At 61.8% G+C, this 18,182-nt stretch carries 16 protein-coding genes; 6 read left to right on the top strand and 10 right to left on the bottom strand.

The window, feature by feature from the left end:
* Nucleotides 1-340 precede the first annotated feature (340 nt).
* Nucleotides 341-1,474 carry a glycosyltransferase gene (locus tag H6851_17140; protein ID MCB9945336.1) on the top strand — a complete coding sequence of 378 codons (1,134 nt, stop codon included), beginning with the start codon at nucleotides 341-343 and terminating at the stop codon, nucleotides 1,472-1,474.
* Here H6851_17140 and H6851_17135 read toward each other — a convergent pair.
* The 8 genes from H6851_17135 to H6851_17100 form a co-directional block, all read right to left on the bottom strand.
* Nucleotides 1,414-2,286, bottom strand: a complete 873-nt coding sequence (locus H6851_17135; protein ID MCB9945335.1) for a sulfotransferase — start codon at nucleotides 2,284-2,286, stop codon at nucleotides 1,414-1,416. The genes H6851_17140 and H6851_17135 overlap by 61 nt on opposite strands.
* Nucleotides 2,279-3,253, bottom strand: coding sequence for a sulfotransferase (locus H6851_17130; GenBank protein MCB9945334.1), 975 nt, complete (start codon nucleotides 3,251-3,253; stop codon nucleotides 2,279-2,281). The genes H6851_17135 and H6851_17130 overlap by 8 nt, the downstream gene beginning before the upstream one ends.
* 5 nt (nucleotides 3,254-3,258) lie before the next feature.
* Nucleotides 3,259-5,550 (bottom strand): polysaccharide biosynthesis tyrosine autokinase, encoded by a 2,292-nt coding sequence (locus H6851_17125; protein ID MCB9945333.1) that lies wholly within the window; start codon nucleotides 5,548-5,550, stop codon nucleotides 3,259-3,261.
* Between the two features lie 245 nt (nucleotides 5,551-5,795).
* The gene (locus H6851_17120) at nucleotides 5,796-7,352 is read right to left on the bottom strand and encodes an acyltransferase (GenBank protein MCB9945332.1); all 1,557 of its coding nucleotides are present in this window, start codon (nucleotides 7,350-7,352) and stop codon (nucleotides 5,796-5,798) included.
* 263 nt (nucleotides 7,353-7,615) lie between these two features.
* Entirely contained in the window at nucleotides 7,616-9,310 is a 1,695-nt protein-coding gene (locus H6851_17115; GenBank protein ID MCB9945331.1) for a ribonuclease J, read from the bottom strand.
* Nucleotides 9,307-10,128: a type III pantothenate kinase gene (locus H6851_17110; protein MCB9945330.1), complete on the bottom strand. Its 822-nt coding sequence runs from the start codon at nucleotides 10,126-10,128 to the stop codon at nucleotides 9,307-9,309. The genes H6851_17115 and H6851_17110 overlap by 4 nt, the downstream gene beginning before the upstream one ends.
* A 61-nt stretch (nucleotides 10,129-10,189) precedes the next feature.
* Complete coding sequence (locus H6851_17105) at nucleotides 10,190-10,594, bottom strand: TfoX/Sxy family protein (protein MCB9945329.1); 405 nt, start codon at nucleotides 10,592-10,594, stop codon at nucleotides 10,190-10,192.
* Between the two features lies 1 nt (nucleotide 10,595).
* Nucleotides 10,596-11,705, bottom strand: coding sequence for an aminotransferase class I/II-fold pyridoxal phosphate-dependent enzyme (locus H6851_17100; protein MCB9945328.1), 1,110 nt, complete (start codon nucleotides 11,703-11,705; stop codon nucleotides 10,596-10,598).
* Between the two features lie 167 nt (nucleotides 11,706-11,872).
* Here H6851_17100 and H6851_17095 point away from each other — a divergent pair, with 167 nt between their 5' ends.
* Entirely contained in the window at nucleotides 11,873-12,805 is a 933-nt protein-coding gene (locus H6851_17095) for an N-carbamoyl-D-amino-acid hydrolase (protein MCB9945327.1), read from the top strand.
* 18 nt (nucleotides 12,806-12,823) lie between these two features.
* On the opposite strand, the gene H6851_17090 is transcribed toward H6851_17095, so the two are convergent.
* The gene (locus H6851_17090; GenBank protein MCB9945326.1) at nucleotides 12,824-13,138 is read right to left on the bottom strand and encodes a hypothetical protein; all 315 of its coding nucleotides are present in this window, start codon (nucleotides 13,136-13,138) and stop codon (nucleotides 12,824-12,826) included.
* 75 nt (nucleotides 13,139-13,213) lie between these two features.
* The gene (locus H6851_17085; protein ID MCB9945325.1) at nucleotides 13,214-14,011 is read right to left on the bottom strand and encodes a GntR family transcriptional regulator; all 798 of its coding nucleotides are present in this window, start codon (nucleotides 14,009-14,011) and stop codon (nucleotides 13,214-13,216) included.
* Between the two features lie 193 nt (nucleotides 14,012-14,204).
* Between H6851_17085 and H6851_17080 the strand changes: the two genes are divergently transcribed.
* From H6851_17080 to H6851_17065, 4 genes are all read left to right on the top strand, one after another.
* Nucleotides 14,205-15,407: an ABC transporter substrate-binding protein gene (locus H6851_17080; protein MCB9945324.1), complete on the top strand. Its 1,203-nt coding sequence runs from the start codon at nucleotides 14,205-14,207 to the stop codon at nucleotides 15,405-15,407.
* Between the two features lie 143 nt (nucleotides 15,408-15,550).
* Nucleotides 15,551-16,420, top strand: a complete 870-nt coding sequence (locus H6851_17075; protein MCB9945323.1) for a branched-chain amino acid ABC transporter permease — start codon at nucleotides 15,551-15,553, stop codon at nucleotides 16,418-16,420.
* Nucleotides 16,421-16,424: 4 nt separating this feature from the next.
* On the top strand, nucleotides 16,425-17,405 hold the full coding sequence (locus H6851_17070; protein ID MCB9945322.1) for a branched-chain amino acid ABC transporter permease: 981 nt from the start codon (nucleotides 16,425-16,427) through the stop codon (nucleotides 17,403-17,405).
* On the top strand, nucleotides 17,402-18,181 hold the full coding sequence (locus H6851_17065) for an ABC transporter ATP-binding protein (GenBank protein ID MCB9945321.1): 780 nt from the start codon (nucleotides 17,402-17,404) through the stop codon (nucleotides 18,179-18,181). The genes H6851_17070 and H6851_17065 overlap by 4 nt, the downstream gene beginning before the upstream one ends.
* Nucleotide 18,182 lies beyond the last annotated feature (1 nt).

The following is an 18,182-nucleotide window of genomic DNA, read 5'->3' as shown; positions in this document are numbered from 1 at the left end:
GCTCCGGTGGGAATTGCACTCTAGGTTGTGGTTGCATAAAGGCCAAAACGCCGGATTGAAACCGTAAGGGCTCATAAGGCGCATCTTATTACGACCGGAGTGATTTCCAGTCACCAACGATTCGCACATTTTGCATCATGCGCCGAAAATCCTGTCGCTATCGGGAGAGTTGCCAACGGTCATCCGGCAACCGAAGGCGGCCATTGCCCCGAATGCCACAGACGCTCATCGACCGGGTCGGAATGTGTATTTTGACTCGATGAGGTGATCGCTCTGATTGTACCCTTCTCGGCAATGGGGCATTCTCCAGTTAAAAATTGAATTGAGGGTGGGAACGCGTTTGCTAGTCTATTATCCCAGAGGATTCTCGGAAGTCCGGTGGCGTCGGGCGCATGAACGGGGCGAGCGCCCGGAAGCCAGTCACTGGGGCATGCATCACGCCCGGGAACTCGGCTTCGACGTGACATCTTCCGAAGATGTCGAACCTGGCCCGTTGTTGAATTTCCTTCACCGGCTGGGACATCGGCTTTTGCGTGTCGACCTCGCCCATGTGGTTGCCAATTTCGCCAGGGTGCGCGAAGCGGACGAAATCTGGGCGATGACCGAGCGCGAACTGATCATGCTCGTCCTGGCAACCCGCTTCCTCAAGCGTCGCCCTGTCATTGTGAGCGAAGCGGTATGGATGCTTGATGAATGGCCGCGTTATGGCTGGTTTCGCCGCAATGTCGTGCGATGGTGCCTGAAGCGCACGGATGCCATGATGGTTTGCGTCGAAGGCGGTGCCGAAGCGCTTCGCGGGATCGCTCCCGGGCTTCATGTGGTCGCCTATCGTTTCGGTGTGCCCGTCGAAGCGTATCGGCCCTTGCGCGAGAAGCCCGGCCTGTCGCCCGGGTTCAAGCCCGACAGGCCGTTGCGGGTGCTTTCGGCGGGTAATGACATGCGCCGCGACTGGCCGAGTGTGATCGATGCGGTTGCCGACCGTCTTGAATATGAGACGGTCTTGTTGTCGCGCCGGGATCATGTCCGGCAACTTGCACAAGATCATGCCAATCTCCGCTACGAGCCGGCTGCCACATTCGAGAAACTCTCCGACTGGTATCGTTGGGCGGATGTGTTCGTGGCTCCCAGTGCGGAAAATCTCCACGGTGCGGGGCTGACCATGCTGCTGGAAGCCGCGGCTTCGGGCGTGCCGGTCATCACTGCGCGAACGGGGTTCCTTGAGGAATATTTCGCGGAAGATGCTGCCTGGCTGGTACCGGCAGGCGATGGCGCGGCTATCCGTTCTGCACTGGAGGAAATTCGCCACAATCCGGATGAAGCCGCGCGGCGTGCAGCGCGGTCGCGGTCGCGGATCGAGGAATGCGATTCCGCACAGGCGGTCGCGGCGCGTTGTTCGGTGCTGCAGGAGGCCAGCTATCGGGCTATGGCCCGCCACGATGGCCAGGGCAGCGCGGAACGTTCCATGAGCTGCTGAAGGTCCAGCATGTCGGCTGCCAGCTCGGCAACCAGCCGTCGTCGGGTTGCATCCTCCATGGGCGCTACCGCTTCGCGCATGTCGATGCGCTGGGAGCGATAGAGCCGGGACAGGCCGGGTGCCTGCTTGAGACCGGCGATCACCCGGCCGAGCCCGAGTTTGCGGCCGGTTCTGCCGATGGTCCGGAAGGCAAGCCGTGCCACCGTGCTGCGATAGGCGATGTTCTCGTGTCGTCGTTCAAACAGCGCGTCGGGCCGGGCCAGAGGGTCGACACCGAGGAATTTGAACAGGCGCGTTGCTTCGGCCACCGGATCGGCGGGGATCTCCTCCTGAACGACAATGTGGATGCTTTCGGCCGGGAAGACCGCGAGCCAGCGGCGAAGATGGCGAGCGTAGCGCGATTGCTCGATATACATGGGGTTGTGCTCAAGCGCGACTTCGAAGCGCGTTGCCCTGCCGTCGATGCAGCCCTTGCGGACTTCGTGCAGGTGGGAGGAAAAGGCACGCTCGACCGGATCGCGCAGGGCCAGAATGAGCCTGGTACCGGGAGCTGCCTTGTGGATCCGCGCAGGCGCAAGCGGATCCGTCAGGTAGGATGGTGAAATCTCACCGGTGAGACATTCGCCGGCCGTCTCGAAATACCGGCTGTACCAGATATGGCCGCGCAGATAGTGACAGGAGAAGAAATCCAGTTCCTTGCAGTCCGGAACGAAGATGCCAGGATGACCAGAAAGGACATCGGCGATCCAGGTGGTCGCACATTTCTGTGCACCAATGCCGATGAAATCGGGGCAGAACAGCGGCTCAGGCATAACCTGCCCGCTCCAGCGCGGTTCCTGCCAGATCATGGAACCGCCTCTTGCGCCTCTCGGGCCAGTTTTTCCATCGGCCGATCGGGGAAAAATCGCCGCTGCGCTCGACGGGTTGCCAGCGCTCATCATCGGATCGGTCATTCGTGCTCGATCCGAATACCGGCAGATGTTCCAGTTCGTCGAACGGGAAACGTTCGATGTCGAGATCTATCCTGGGAAGGATCCGCCGGATCTCGTTCGCGGCGGAACGCACGAGATCCTCGAAGCGGACCACCGTGATCCCGTCCGGTCGGGCATTTTCAAGATCCAGGACGGCATCGGTCGCCTGCCGCCATTCGTGAGCGATCTGGGTGAGGTTCTTGCCGAAGATCCCGCCCTTGAACGTTCCTTCGCTGGATGCGGCGATGTCGCGTCCATCGCGGATGCAGACGATGAGGTGGTCATGGGGGAACAGGGAGGAAAACAGGGAGAGGCCGCGGACATGGGGGCTCTTGAACAAAAAGCGGCCCCGCGGATACCGCAATTCGAGCGAATGCAGCCAGCCCGATGCGACATAGGCCAGCGGAGCCAGCGGGGAAAGCCTGGTATCGTTGGCTGGAAACAGCGAGAGTATCTCGTTGCGCAGGGCTCTGCCACCCGGTGCCAGATGCAGCAGTGGAAATTCCCAGATATCGTCGGGAAAGGCGCAGATATCGGGATGGAGAGACAGCGCGTTGGCGACGAAGTTCGTGCCGGAGCGGGGCAGGACTCCATGGACGAACACTGCGGCGCGCGCGGCATCGCCGCGTATTTCCTCTGCAATTCGCGGAAGCTCGCGGCGATCGTCCTCGCTGAGCGAAGGTCGATAGTCCTCGTCCTTCCACACCGGCCTGCCCATGATCCGGCGGAAGATTTCCCCGGTCTGGGCAAGTCGCATGTGCGAGAGGGCGAGTCTCGTTCGCGGATCGGACAGCGGGTTCGCAAGCAATGCGTTCAATTCCGGTAATACTGGCCGTAGCCCGCATCACTGTAGGCGAGATCATATCCCGCCGACCGGCGCATATCGACCTGCGACAGCGCGGCATAGACCGGGGCACCGCCCTGCCTGACCAGCATGCGGACACCGGCAGCACTGGTCGTGCGTCTGGTCGAACCCCAGCGGCAAAGGAAAATGATCTGATCAGCAAGGCCGGTGAGTGCTTGCGCATCTGACAGCGGAACGACGGGTGGCGAATCGAGGATGATGAGATCGTGACTGGTTCCCAGCCAGGTCACGAGCTGCCTGAGCTTGGGTGACTGGAGCAGGAACAGGGAGTTTTCCGAATGCCCGCCGGCACCTATGAAGGTCATGCCCGACGCGGAGTCGCGCTGGACGACTTCATATTCGGCCGCGCGGCCCTCGATCAGCTGCATCAGGCCGAGATTGGGCAGGCATTTCATCGCCTTGGCAAGCTTTGGACGCCTCAGGTCACATTCGATCAGGGCGACCGAATGGCCTGCGCGCTGCATCAGCCGTCCCATTGCGGCTGCCGTTGAACTCTTGCCTTCGCCGGGTATGGCGGAGGTGATGAGAATGCACTTCGTCTCGTCGGAAGCCTTGCTCACGCCGACGGCCGCCATGATGCCGCGGATCGACTCGGCATAGCCTGATGTCGGACGTTCGAGGACGTAGTCGGCTGGCAGATGGTTGCGAAACTTGCCCCCGAGCTTCGGCAAGGTGCCGATGACCGGGACTTGCAGGATGCGCTCGGCCGTGGCCATGCTGCGTATGGTGCGGTCCATGGCCTCCCGGGCAAAGGCCAGAACAACGCCGACCAGACCGAAAAAGACCAGTCCGCCCAGGAGAATCAGCTTGCGGCTCGGCGGGTCGGGGAAGTCGGGCGCGACCGCGGCGGAGATCACGCGGGCATCGGCCCTGATGATCGATTGCTGTTCAAGCGTCTCCTTGTACCGGGTGAGATAGTTGTCCAGAAGATTCTGCATCGTCTGGATCTCGCTATCCAGCGCGGCAACGGTCGTGCGCTTGCTGCCGAGTTCGCGGCCTCGCTCGGTCTGTTCGCTGAGTGCCTGCTGCAGTTCGCTTTCCTCGGCGCTCGCGGTGGCGAGTGCGGTTCGCTTCGAAGCCAGTTCCTTCTCGGCCTCGCCAGTGATGTCCTCGAGCGCGCGATGAAGCTGGGCTTCGGCGTCGAGCCGCAGCGGGTGCTTGGGGCCGTAGATCTGGTTGAGTTCGGCCAACCGCTGATTGGCGGCATTCACATCGAGCCGCAACTGACCAATGATAGGTGAATCGAGCATGCTGGCCAGTTTTTCCGGCCCCTGTTCCCTGATCACCCGGGACAGCGAGTCGATTTCCGACTGGAGGCGGATCCGCTCGGCGCGGGCTTCCAGCAGGCGTTGGTTGATCAGAGTCTGTCCTTGATCAACCAAAGAGGCTACGCCGGTCCCGACATAGCCCGAATTGCTGCGCAGCTGTTCGAGTTCGGCACGCTTGGCGGCCAGCTCCTTCTCCAGTTCGCCGATGCGCGCACTGAGCCAGCTGTTGGCACCCGAGGTGGCCGACCGCTTCCATGCGATCTGGTTGGCCATGTACTCGTTGGCGACGATATTGGCGAGATCGGCGGCATCATTGGGATTGACATCGGTGACCGCTATCGAGATCACGGATGTATTGCCGACCTGTCGCGCTGTCAGGTGATCGTAGAGATACTCCACGGCATCATCGAGGGTCTTGGGTGTCTGTGGTTCGCGCTCCGGCAGCAGGTTTGCAAGCGGCGACGGCAGCCATTGCTGAATCCGCGGGACTCCGAGTTCCCACCACCAGCGCTTGAGCCGGTCGATAACCTGTTCATCCTGGCCGGCGGCCCGGCGTTCGAGCAGCAGGGGCAGATTCGCCCGAATGGCGGCCAGCTCGCGAACGGAGCGCGACAGGATCACCTCGATTTCCGTTTCGACCACCTCGTCGGTCGGTTCCAGCTCGCTCAGCACGGCATTGGAATCGACGACCTGGTTGCGGCGGTTCTCCAGCATGACCCGCGTGCTGCTGGAATAGTGCACCGGCCACAGCATCGCGATGACGAAGGCGATCATGCCCCCGGCAATGGTCGTCATGATCACCGTCCAGCGTCGCCGCCAGATCGAACGGATGATGTCGAGCACATCCACTTCGAGAACCCGGGCATGTGACGCGGCCGGATGGGCCGGCAGGGCCGGGTTGTGGATCTGACCGGGCGTCACCATCTGGCGACCGGAGTTCAGCGCGAGATCTCGCGAGTCAATCGTTGCCATTCACGTTTACGCCCCTGCTGACACGAGCCTGCCGGAAGGAACCGACCTGTCGCGAAACGTGCCCGGACCCCCGCAACGCCGTCAACCGGCGGTTTGCAGTGTCCATGCGCATGTCTCTTAGCGAATTCAATGAGTTCATGCACGGCGAAAGAAGGCCGAAAGTCCGGAACGGACCCCGGGGATCGCATGATGATGTACCGAGAGATGATCGTCTGAATGAAATTTCTATCATTGATAGATATTTGTCACTTGAGCTCGATCTTTTCATGAATGCGTCCGGCGAACAGCTCCACTCCGCCCTGACCGGTGGACATCGGTCTCGGGACCAGCGTGACCTGCAGCGGCAGTCCAGGCTTCAGTACCAGCGCATTGCGTCGATGGGGTCCGAGGACCGCATCGATATCGCCCCATCCCGCGACGCGCACGGGGAGGGGAGCCTGATGATCGAGGATGAGAACGACATCATTGGCTTCCTTTCGTATCTGGGTGATTACTGGCAACTGGTTGGCCCAACCTTCGCGCAACCAGTACCCTTGTGTGATGATCCCGAAGGGAATGGAGACCAGTAACACAAATGCGGAAGCCGAGAGTACCAAAGTTTCAACTTTTTTCCCACCTGTCATGAAGACTGTCGTCTTGCCGGTTCTGGCGAGGCGCCTTTCTCCCCAGGCACGGATGATCCTGCGGGCGGGAATTTCATATATTCCATACAGCCAAGAGGCGACGGCAATGACCGCAAGAAGAACTGTAAGGATGAACAGCAGGCATTCGAGGGGACCTGCCTCCTCGATCATGGTTCCGAAGGCCATGCTGTAGGACGCGCGTGCGACCTGGATCAACGGCCAGTGGATAAGGTAGACACCGAGGGAAATTTCGCCCAGCCAGTGAAGTGTGCGATGGCGGAAGATCGCATGGTTGGTCATGTGCCGGCCGAGGCTGGTTGCCACAAGTGCAATGAGCAGGAACAGGATGAGCACCCGCGGCAGGCCCGCATGCAAGGCGACAAGTGTGGCAGCGCTGGCGCCAAGGAATGTCGTCAGCGTCGACAGGCGTTCGAGACAGCCGAGCCGGGCCAGTCGGTGCAAGGCGAGACCGCACAGGAACATGGAAAGTCCCCGGGTGAGGATGAACCCGCCCTTCATGTTCCAGAACCATTGAGCCTCGGGTGCAAGCAGCGTGTATCCGAACGGGAGGTTGAGGCCGAGAGGATTGTCCACGAACGGTGCCGTTGCCATTCCGTAGAGAATGCCGGGTACCAGCGGTGCCACCGCCAGCGTGGCGAGGCACAATGGAACCGGAGCCCGTCTGAAGGCGAGGATGAGCAAGGGCGCCACCAGATAGACCGCGAACTCGGCTGTCAGCGACCATGATGGCGGGTTGAGCCAGGCCCATGTGAACCATCCTGCCAGGCCGAAGAATTCTGCCAGAAAGCTTGAAAAAGTGCCGCCTGTGCTGGCTACCGTGGTGCCGGCGACGTTCGATATCCATTCGGCCGTGATGGCCAGTGTCGCGGCAAGGATCATCATCGGCCATATGCGCGCGACACGGGCCATGAGAAAGCGGAAATAGGTCGAGCCCCTGACGCATTCATCGAAGGCGGCACCGTAGACCGCGGCCATGACGACACCGCTGAGCACGAAAAAAAGATCGACCGCGAACAACATGTTCGCGACGATGTCCGTGAAGTTCCGGATCGGCAGTCCGGGCGTCGATTCGCTGAGATGCAGGATCACGACGCCAAGCGCAGCGATGCCGCGCAGAGCATGGAGGCTCGCGATGTGTTCGTCTTGGGCGTTTTTCATGGGCGCCACCTTAGGTTGGAAGGCGGCACCTCGATATATGGATTGGTCGCATCGACGTATGTCTTGATGATCGCCGTCGCCGCCGTTGCGGCAGCGCATCAGTTCGATGCGCCCGCATGATCCTCAAGGCGACTTTGCCATCAATCTTGCAACTTGAGAGCGGCATGGCTTGTCACGGAGATTTCGCCAGACCCTCGGCCCGCAAACTGCCCCCGTCACGACCGTGGTCAGGACAGGGAACAGTCTCGGCACGGAGAATTCGATCAGGCGGCGCCCTTCTTCTTGCCTTGCATGGGGTCGATGGTCTCGGGGGCGATGCGGATGATCTGCACGTCGATGATCGGCCGTTTGAACTTCGGCAGGTTCATGGCCTGGCGCAAGGCCGTGCGGATGGCCATTTCGACCCGCTCATCGTCGAGCACATCCCTGTCGTTGAGATCCTCGATGGCGTCGCTCAGGCGCTCGGCGGTATTCTCGGCAATATCGGTGAAGCCCTCCATTTCGACGGCACCCACAGGGGTCACGCGCGGGCTGGCAAGCAGCGAGCCGTAACTGTCGAGAACCAGCACCACCTGGATGGTGCCATGGCTCATGAGCCGCCGGCGGGTTCGATACAGATCGTCACCGGCATCCACGAGTTCGGTGGATTCCAGTACGAGTCGGCCGGTGGGAACCTCGTCGATCACGCCGACCGGTCCCGGCGCCAGGCGCAGCATGTCGCCATTGCGGATGATGGGGGCCGCTTCCACACCCAGCCGTTCGGCCAGTCTCGCATGGGCATAGAGATGGCGGGTTTCACCATGCACCGGAACCGCGATCCTCGGTTTCATCCAGCGATACATCTGTTCCATCTCGTCACGGCAGGGATGGCCGGAGACATGGACGAAATGGTCCTCCTCGGTGATCACCTCGACCCCGCGTTCGACCAGTTGATTGTGCAGGTTGTAGAGCGTGCGCTCGTTGCCGGGAATGATCTTGGATGAGAAGATGGCTGTATCGCCGGCTTCGAGCTTGATGCGCGGATGGTTGCCGAAGGCGATGCGCATCAGCGCGGCGCGCGGTTCGCCCTGGCTCCCGGTGACCAGATAGAGCAGCTTCTCGCGCGGCAACTGGGTCACGTCGCGCTCGTCGAGTACCGGGGGCATGTTGGCAAGGAAACCCGATTCCCTGGCGGCGTCGATCATGCGATGCATCGAGCGACCCACCACCACCACCGAACGACCTGCCTCATGACCGGCGAGCATGGCGGTTTCGAGCCTGGCGATGTTGGAGGCGAAGGTGGTAAGGACCACGCAACCGGTCTGCTTGCGGATCAGGGCTCTGAGGCTGTCGCGGACCTCGGCCTCGGAGCCCGAAGTACCGGGGCTCATGACGTTGGTGCTGTCGGCCACCATGGCCAGGACACCTTCGTCACCGAAGGATTCGAGCCTTTCGACGTCGGTGCGTTCGCCTACCATCGGAGCCGGGTCGAGCTTCCAGTCACCCGTATGCAGGATGCGGCCGTAGGGCGTATCGATGGCCAGCGCATTGGCATCCGGAATCGAATGGGTGACATGCATCAGGCAGCAATGGAAGGGACCGAGATCGAACGGTTGGCCGGGGATCATCTCACGTATGGCCGATGCCGGCTTGACGCTGTTTTCCACCAGCTTGCGGTTGAGCACGGCAGCCGGAAAACGGGTGCAGTAGACCGGTACGCCGAGTTTGGGCCACAAATAGGGAACTGCACCGATGTGATCTTCATGGGCATGGGTGATGACGATGCCCAGAAGCCTGTCCTTCCTCTCCTCGATGAAGGAGAGGTCGGGAAGGACGAGATCGGCGCCGGGAAGGCGGTCATCGGCAAAGGTCAGGCCGAGATCGACCATGATCCATTGATCGTCGAGACCGTAGAGATAGACATTCATGCCGATCTCGCCGACACCGCCCAACGGCACGAAAACGAGGTCGCCGCTCATGCGTCGCGACCTCGCGGCGGTTCGGCGGGAGCGGTGGCTTCTGCGTGAATCCGGTTCTTGTTCATCCAGTATATCTCCAGAAGCCCGGCCATCGTCAGATCCTTGTCGATATGCTGAAGGCGCGGGCAGTGTTTGGCGAAAAGGGGGGCGAGGCCACCCGTGGCGATCACGGTCATCGAGGCGCCGTATTCGGCTTCGATCCGGTCCACCAGTCCCTCGATCATGCCGACATAACCCCAGTAGATGCCCGACTGCATGGCACCTTCGGTGCTGCGGCCGATGGCGCTGGCCGGCGGTTCGATGGCAATCCTCGGCAGCTTGGCGGCAGCCCGGTGGAGCGCCTCGATGGAAAGGTTGATGCCAGGCGCGATGACACCGCCGATGAAGGCGCCGTCATGGTCGACCACATCGAAGGTCGTGGCAGTGCCGAAATCGACGATGATCAGCGGTGGCGTGTACCGGCGTACGGCTGCCACGGCATTGACCAGCCTGTCCGAGCCGGCCTCGCGCGGATTGTTGAGCTTGTTGGGAATGCCATGTTCGACATCCTCGCCGGTGACGAAGGCCCTGCAACCGAAGAAGTCCTCGCTCATCCAGCGCAGCGGCTGAAGGGCCGGCGGCACCACGCTGGAAATGACGACGGCCTCGACGTCGCGATAGTCCAGCCCGGCGATGCCGATGAGCTGGATCAGCAGTGCGCCGTATTCCTCGGCCGTGCGCTGGTGCTGTGTGGACAGCCGCCACTGGCCGAGCGGGCTTCGCTCGCGATAGAGGGCGAAGACCGTGTTGGTATTGCCCACATCGATCAGAAGAAGCATGGGAATGTTCGTTGCATCCGGATTGCGAAGGCTTCCATTTGGCGTGCAGTCTTACCCGCGATCACGAATTTTGGCTATCGCCGATCGTGGCCCCGGTCGAGCGGCCGGACTTGCGGCGAGGTTTGCGCGCGGTTGCCTTCGCCCGCATCGCCGCGGCGATCGCGAGTTCTGCCCAGGGATGCATGGCTTCGGCATCGTCGAGGGCCTCGTCGGGCGCGGTCATGTAGGACGGGATCCGGGTCTGGCCATTCTTCGTCGCATAGGCGAAGGGCTCGCAGCCGGCTTCCTCGAACCGGTCCCGCGTCTGGTCATCCACCTTGAGATACAGTTGCTCATGGGCGATCAGGGCGAACATCCTGTCTTCGACGAAGATGCCGTGACCTCCGAACATGCGTTTGGTGGTGATGCCGCCGATACCGTGCAGGAGCTCCATGGCATGGTCGAGCCCGGGGCTGTGCCGGGGCATGTCACAATCCCTCCCTGATCAGGTTGCGCAGCGTCTCGGCGACGATGGCACGTTCCGCGTCCGTGCCGACGGTAATGCGGATGCAGCGGTCGAGGGGCGGCACGCCCGGCATGCGGATGAAGATGCCGCGCCGGTCGAGGGTCTCCAGCAGCGCCTTCGCGCGTTCGTTCGATCCGGTATCTATGGTCACGAAATTGGTCATCGACGGGTGCGCTTCCATGCCCAGTTCGCTGGCGAGCCGGGCATATTCGCTTCGACCTTTCGCGACTTCGCGGCAGACCGATGCGAGAAAGTCGCTGTCGTCGAGTGATGCGATCGCGGCTGCCTGCGCCAGCCGGTTGACGCCGAAGTGATTGCGGATCCTGTTGATGCCGGCGATGACCTCGCGATGGGCGATGGCGTAACCGATCCGCGCCCCGGCGAGGCCGTGCGCCTTGGAGAAGGTGCGCAGGCGGATGACCCGCGGATTGGAACTGTCGATTGCGGGGATGATCCCCGGTTCGGCAAAATCGGCATAGGCCTCGTCGACAATCAGGAGGGCCCCGTCCGGAACGGCCCCGATCATGGCCTCGATGGTGGAGGCGTCGTGCCAGCTGCCCATGGGATTGTCGGGATTGGAGATGTAGATCAGGGGCGCGCCCGTGCGGCGGGCGGCATCGATCAGGGCCGGCGGGTCCTCGCGGGCATCGCGATAGGGGACGGCCTCGATGAGCCCGCCGAAACCGCGGACGTGGTAGTTGAGGGTCGGATAGGCGCCGGCCGACGTGATCGCAGCCTGTCCCGGTGCCACGGTCATGCGCACGATGTTGCCCAGCAGTTCGTCGATGCCGGCGCCGATGACGATTTCGGCGATGTCGACATTGTGGATGCGGGCGAGCTTCCGGCGCAGTTCGAAACTTTCCGGGTCGCCATACCAGCCTGCCCGCTCGATTTCGGTTGCCATGGCGGCCCGGGCGCGGGGGGATGGGCCGAACGCGCTCTCATTGGCCCCGACCCGCGCCCGAAACGTGTTGCCTGCCTTGCGTTCCAGCGTTTCCGGGCCGGTGAACGGTATGGCCGATGGCAGGTTGGCCACCAGCGATGTGAAGGGAATGCGTGGGATGCCGGTCATTTGTCGTGTTCAGACCCGATGTGCTTTGCCGGAATGATGTGCTTGCCTCGGCAGAGTTTGAGCATCTGTGCCTTCTTCCGGCAAGTCCGCCGCAGCGGGGCTTGCAGGCGGGTGGCGTGGTGTGTGTATATGGACAGGCATGCCGACAGTGAAGCCGGGGAGTGGCGATGGCGCGTATACTCAAGGTTGCCGCGGCCCAGATGGGGCCGATTGCGAGGGATGAACCGCGGTCCAGCGCGGTGGCGCGCATGGTTGCCATGATGCGCGAGGCCAGCGGGCAGGGGGCGGAACTGATTGTCTATCCGGAGCTCGCCCTGACGACATTCTTCCCGCGTTGGTATTTTCAGAACCAGGGCGATATCGATATCTGGTTCGAGCGCGGCCTGCCCAATGACGCGACCTTGCCGTTGTTCGAGACGGCTGCCGAACTCGGTATCGGCTTTTGCCTCGGCTATGCCGAACTTACTCCCGATTCGCACCATTACAACACGTCGATCCTCGTCGACAGGAACGGCGATATCGTCGGCAAGTATCGCAAGGTCCACCTGCCCGGACACACCGAGCATGAACCATGGCGCCCGTTCCAGCACCTCGAAAAACGCTATTTCGAACCGGGGAACTACGGGTTTCGCACGTTCGAGGCGTTCAATGGCCGCATCGGCATGTGCATCTGCAACGATCGTCGCTGGCCCGAGACATGGCGGGTGATGGGCCTCCAGGACGTGGAAATGGTTTTGCTGGGGTACAATACGCCCTGGCATTATCCGCTGGCGCCTGAACACGATCATTTGCAGAACTTCCACAACCACCTGTCCATGCAGGCCGGCGCCTACCAGAACGGCACCTGGGTTGTCGGCGTGGCCAAGTGCGGCGTGGAGGAGGATTGTCTGATGATCGGTCAGAGCTGCATCATCGCTCCCACCGGCGAGATTGTTGCCATGTGCTCGACGCTCGGTGATGAGGTCATCACCGCCCGTTGCGATCTCGACCGCTGCAGGGAGATCAAGACGAACATCTTCAACTTCGCCCTGCATCGCCAGCCGCAGCACTACCAGGCCCTTGTGGCGATGCCTGGAGGCGAGGATGACGAGGATGCCTGATTCCGCCGCCTGAGGCGTTCAGTCTTCGGGGTCGTCTTCCGCGGCCCTTTCGGCGGCGCGGATCCTCGCCCATTGCAGGGCAGTGGCGTTGTCGCCGGGATTGTCCAGCGGTGTGAGGTAGAAACCGACGAGGCGGGAAGCGCGATGGTCGTCCGGGCGGTCGTAGCATTGCACATCGGCAAGGGTGTGATAGCAAAGCACGATGGCCTGATCCGTCGGATAGGGATCGCTCCTGCCGCAGGCGGCGAGCGCCGACAGGGCCATCAACGCCAGAAGGCGACCGATGGTCGTTGCGGCTTGTCGTGGAGGGTGAAAGCGCGGCGGAGTGATCATGCCGCGGAGCCTAACCCCACCTCCTCGGCCCGGGGTGACGAAAATTTTTTTTGCCTACGCCATGGTGCACAAGAATTAAGCAATATGGCGACGGTGCTTGCCAAATAGCCCGACCAGATCGACGGGATCGCCGTCACCGCGGACCAGGTCGACATTCGCCTCGATGGCAGCGAGGTGAGCGGCCATCAGTTGTGCCGCCCTGTCGCCGTCATGGCCTTCGAGTGCATCGACGATCCGGGCGTGCTCCCCCTCGCGGCACGTGCTGGCGCCGGCCGAACCGAACATGCCGATGATGAGGGAGGTCCGGGTCACCAGTTCCTTGATCGTGCGGGTGAGCGTCCCGTTGCGGGCAATATCGGCCAGGTGAACGTGAAAACTCCCGGAAAGGCGGATGATGTCGTGCCGGTTGCCGGTCATGTGGGCGGCGTGTTCCTGATCGAGATGGGCGCGCAGTCGGCGGATATCGCCGCCTTGCGCATGCCCGGCGGCCATGCAGGCGACGTCGGGCTCGATGATCCGTCGCGCCTCGAACACTTCGCGGGCCTGTTCCGGTGTGGGTTTCGAGACGAATGCGCCGCGATTGGAGTGGAGTTCGACGATCTCCCGGCTGGCCAGCAGCAGGAGGCTGCGGCGGATGCGCATGCGACCGACGCCGAACGCCTCGCAAAGCGCCTGTTCGGTGAGCCTCGTTCCGGGCGGCAGGCGCTGGTCGATCACCGCGTCGAAAACGCGTTCGACGATCTCGTTCTCGTCAGGCCCCTCGCCGCGACCCCTGTCCAGCATTTCGGTGCTGTCGTCCGGGTGTCCGGCCGTCTTTCGACCGTCGCAGCCGGCCTCGTCGCCATTGCCGCCGTGGGTGCGTGAATGCTGCATGATTCCCGATCCGGTTGACTGCCTCACTCGTGGGCAGAAAGCCTATTACACAGGCAGATTGCGAACAAGCCACTCCCCGTTCGTTTTCGATCCTCCCCAAATTTGTTGACAATCTTCAGGTTGCTTCATTTGATGAAGGAGATCCTGACCGCGGGGATATCTTCGCGGATCGGCAATGTTAGGGAGAGACGGGATGATGAGGCGTGACATCTTGAAGTCGATGGCTTTGTCCGCGACGGCAATGGCGGTGCTGGCCCTGGGCGGCATGTCCACGGCCCTTGCCGCCAACGAGACCCTGAAGATCGGGTTCGTCGGCGTGACCAGCGGACCTGCCGCCGCCTGGGGCATTTCCAATGTCCGCTCGATGCAGACCCGTGCCGACTGGCTCAACGAGCTTGGCGGCGTGCAGATCGGTGACACGACCTACGATATCGAGATTGTCACCTTCGACGACCAGAAAGATCCCAAGCGCGCCATTGCCGGCATGGAGAAGATGGCCCAGGAGGGAATTCACTACGTTGTCGGACCGAATGTCGACGATGGTGCTGCCGCTGTCCGTCCGGTCGCCGAGCAGAACGGGATCATCTACTTCCCGTATGCCTTCCCCAAGGAGCTCTATACGCCGCCGGCAAGCAATGCCATTTTGGGCATGATCGCCAACTACCAGTCCGGTCCGGCAATCTACAAGTATCTCAAGGAAAACAAGGGCGTGCAGACAGTGGCCTTCGTCGCCGCCAACGAGTCGGACCCGCTCAGCCAGCGTGATGGAGGCATCGCCGCCGCCAGGGAACTCGGTCTCGATGTGGTCTCCGACAATGTCACCTATCAGGTCGACACCACCGACTTCACTCCGGTGATCACGCCGATCGTCCAGCTCCAGCCCGACCTCCTGGTCCTCTCCGGTGTTGCCCCGGCCAACGCTCCACAGCTTATCCGCTCGGCCCGCGAGCTTGGCTTCGAGGGGCTGATCTCCACCGAAACCGCGCAGGATGCGGCCGTGCTGGCGGAGGGAGCGGGCGATCTCGCCAACGGTTTCATCTCGGTCGGCGGTGCGTCGACCCCGGAAATCGCATCCGATGTGATGAACGAATTCGTCGAGCGATACACGAAGATGTTCGGTGAATACAATGACGAGTCGAACACGAAGGTGTACGCGCTCGAATACATCGTCGACACGCTGAAGGCGAACCCGGCGGCCATTGACAATGTCGAGGAGTTCAAGAAGACCGTGGACACGTTCGAGGCCCCCAATCCCTTCATGAAGGGCGATGACAGCCCGCTCAAATATGTCGGGACGACCTCCTTCGGCCAGAAGCGTCAGGTCTTCGTGCCGATGGTCGTGAACGAGTTCAGGGACGGCAAGTTCGAGACGCTGTTCATCGCCTCGGTCGATTAGTCTCCGAATGACGGACGGTGGACCCCGACTGGCCGGGGCAGCCGTCCGTCCCGCGAAGGGCGGGAAATCGGGGGAAAATGAACGTCCGGCAGCCGGGGAATGTCTTGCCCGGGCGACCGGCCTCAAACCGGAATGATCCGGCGATGGAACAGATTATCGCCAACGGGCTTTATCTGGGTGCGCAATACGCCCTCATAGCGCTCGGGCTGACGCTTATTTTCGCCCTTATGAACGTGCTCAATTTCGCTCACGGGCAGATGTACGTTCTTGGTGGGTTCGTCACTTACACGATCTATGGCCAGTTGGGTCTTCCCTACGTCGTGGCCCTTCTCTGCTCGGCACTGACCCTCGCCGGTGTCGGTGCCCTGATCGAGAAATTCCTCTTTCGTCCGGTCATCCGGCGATCGCTGCGCGAGGAAAGCACGATGCTGCTGGCAGCCGGCATCGCCTTCTTTCTCGATGCGGTCATCCTCCTGCTGTTCGGCGAGAAACAGCGCGGCGTTCCCAAGATCGTGAACGGCGTGCTCAACTGGGATTTCCGGCTGATCATGCCCTACGACAGGATCCTGATCGGTGTCCTGGCCATCGTCATCATCGCCGCTTTCATCCTGTTCATGCAGTACAGCAGGACAGGCCGGGCCATGCGCGCCCTGGCACAGAACCGCACGGCAGCGCAGTTGCAGGGTGTCGACGTCGATCGCTATTCCATGATCGGCTTTGCCCTCGGTGCCATGCTCGCCGGCGTCGTCGGCGGACTGCTTGTCACGATCACCGGCATCAATCTCGGCATGGGCGGACCGACTTCGATCAAGGCCTTCATGATGGTCATGATCGGCGGTGCCGGTGTGATCTCGGGAGCGATCGCCGGCGGTTTCATCCTCGGCATGATGGAATCGATCGGCCTGACGGTCCTGTCCCAATATGGCGACATCACCTATCTGGTGATCTTCGCGTCGCTCATGGTTTTCCTCGCCATCCGCCCGCAGGGGCTGATGGGCAAGCCCTGGGGGTGACGTCATGAAGATCGTATTGCGTGTCCTGGGTGTCCTGCTCTTCCTTGCCGTCGTCTATGTCGCGATTCCCTGGGGCATCGAGCGGAGCGGCCGCTGGGATTTCTATTATACGCTTACTTCGGTGGCCCTTCTGTCGATTGCCAGTGCCGGCGTATGGCTTACCTTCTACATCGGCCGCATCAATATCGGACAGGGGGCCTATGCCCTTGTTGGCGGCTACGTGTCGGCCATACTGATCACCGATTATGGAATGTCCTTCTGGCTCACCATTCCACTGGCCGGCATGATCTGCGCCGCGCTCAGCGTTCTCATCGGCCTGCCGATCCTGCGCCTGCGCGGGGTCTATTTCGCCATGGTGACGCTGGTGCTCACCGAAGTGGCGCGGCTGACCGCCCTGGCCCTGCCGATCACCAATGGTGCAAAGGGTATCGTCTCGATACCCCTGCCCGGTGGCATCTCGATCTTAGGGTTCGCCATCATTCCCGATTTCGCCACGCTCGCCAATGTCAAGCTCGGCTTCTACTATGTCGGCGTAACGCTCATGGTGCTGGTCTTTGCCGCGCTGTACCGGATCGTCCACTCGCGCATCGGCCATCTGTGCCGCTCCTTGCAGCAGAACGAGGAGCTTTCGGCGTCGATCGGTGTGAACACGGCGCATCTGCGGATCATTGCCTATTCGATATCCTCCTTTTTCGGCGGTATTGCCGGGGCGGTGTTCGCTGCCATCTCGCAATCGATCTATCCGTCGAGCTTCCAGGTGGCCGATTCGGTCAATTTTATGCTCAACTGCTTCCTCGGCGGTCTGGGCTATGTGTTCGGACCGATGCTCGGCACGCTGGTGCTGTATTTCGGCTGGGATCTGCTGTTCCAGACCGGAAGGTTCCAGTTGCTGATCTATTCGAGCCTGCTCATCGTCCTGATGCTGGTTCTGCCGAACGGCCTGCTCAGTCTGCGCCTGGGCGGTCGGCCGGGGAGTTCGCGATGAGCCATATTCTCGAAGTCAGGAATGTCACCAGGCGTTTCGGTGGCCTGGTCGCGGTCAACAGCGTCAGCTTCGGTGTGGGCGAAAAGGAGATTCTCTCCGTCATCGGTCCCAACGGCGCCGGCAAGTCGACTCTCTTCAAGCTGATCGCCTCCTTCCTGCGCACGACGTCGGGTGAGGTCATCTTCAACGGCGAGAAGATCTCCGACCTGGCGCCGCATGTCGTGGCGCGCAAGGGCGTGGTGCGCACCTTCCAGGAGACCACGATCTTCCGCAGCATGACCGTGCGCGACAATGTCATCATCGCCCATCACCTGCGCTCGCGTTCGAGCCTGTGGGGCTTCTTCCTCGGCTCGGCCGTGGCACGCGAGGACGAGCGGGCGTTCGGCCGGTCGGCCGATGAAATCCTGGGCTTCCTCGGTCTTGGCGATATCGCGGGGGAACTGGCCAGCAATCTGCCGCAGGGTCATCTCCGCGCACTGGGTATCGCCATCGGGCTTGCCACGGACCCGAAGGTGCTTCTGCTGGACGAACCCTTTGCCGGAATGAACCATGACGAGACCATGCGTACGGTCGAACTGGTGCGCGGCGTGCGCGACCGGGGAGTAACCGTGCTCCTTGTCGAGCATGACATGCCGGCGGTGATGAGGATTTCGGACCGCATCGTCGTCATCAATTTCGGCGAGAAGATCGCCGAGGGCACGCCTGCGGAAATCCAGAACAACGAACGGGTCATCGAAGCCTATCTGGGCAGCGAAGACGCTGCGATCGGGATTTGAG

The sequence above is a fragment of the Geminicoccaceae bacterium genome, from assembly GCA_020638465.1.
GTDB lineage: Bacteria > Pseudomonadota > Alphaproteobacteria > Geminicoccales > Geminicoccaceae > JAGREO01.
This window is presented reverse-complemented; position numbering and strand designations above follow the sequence as displayed.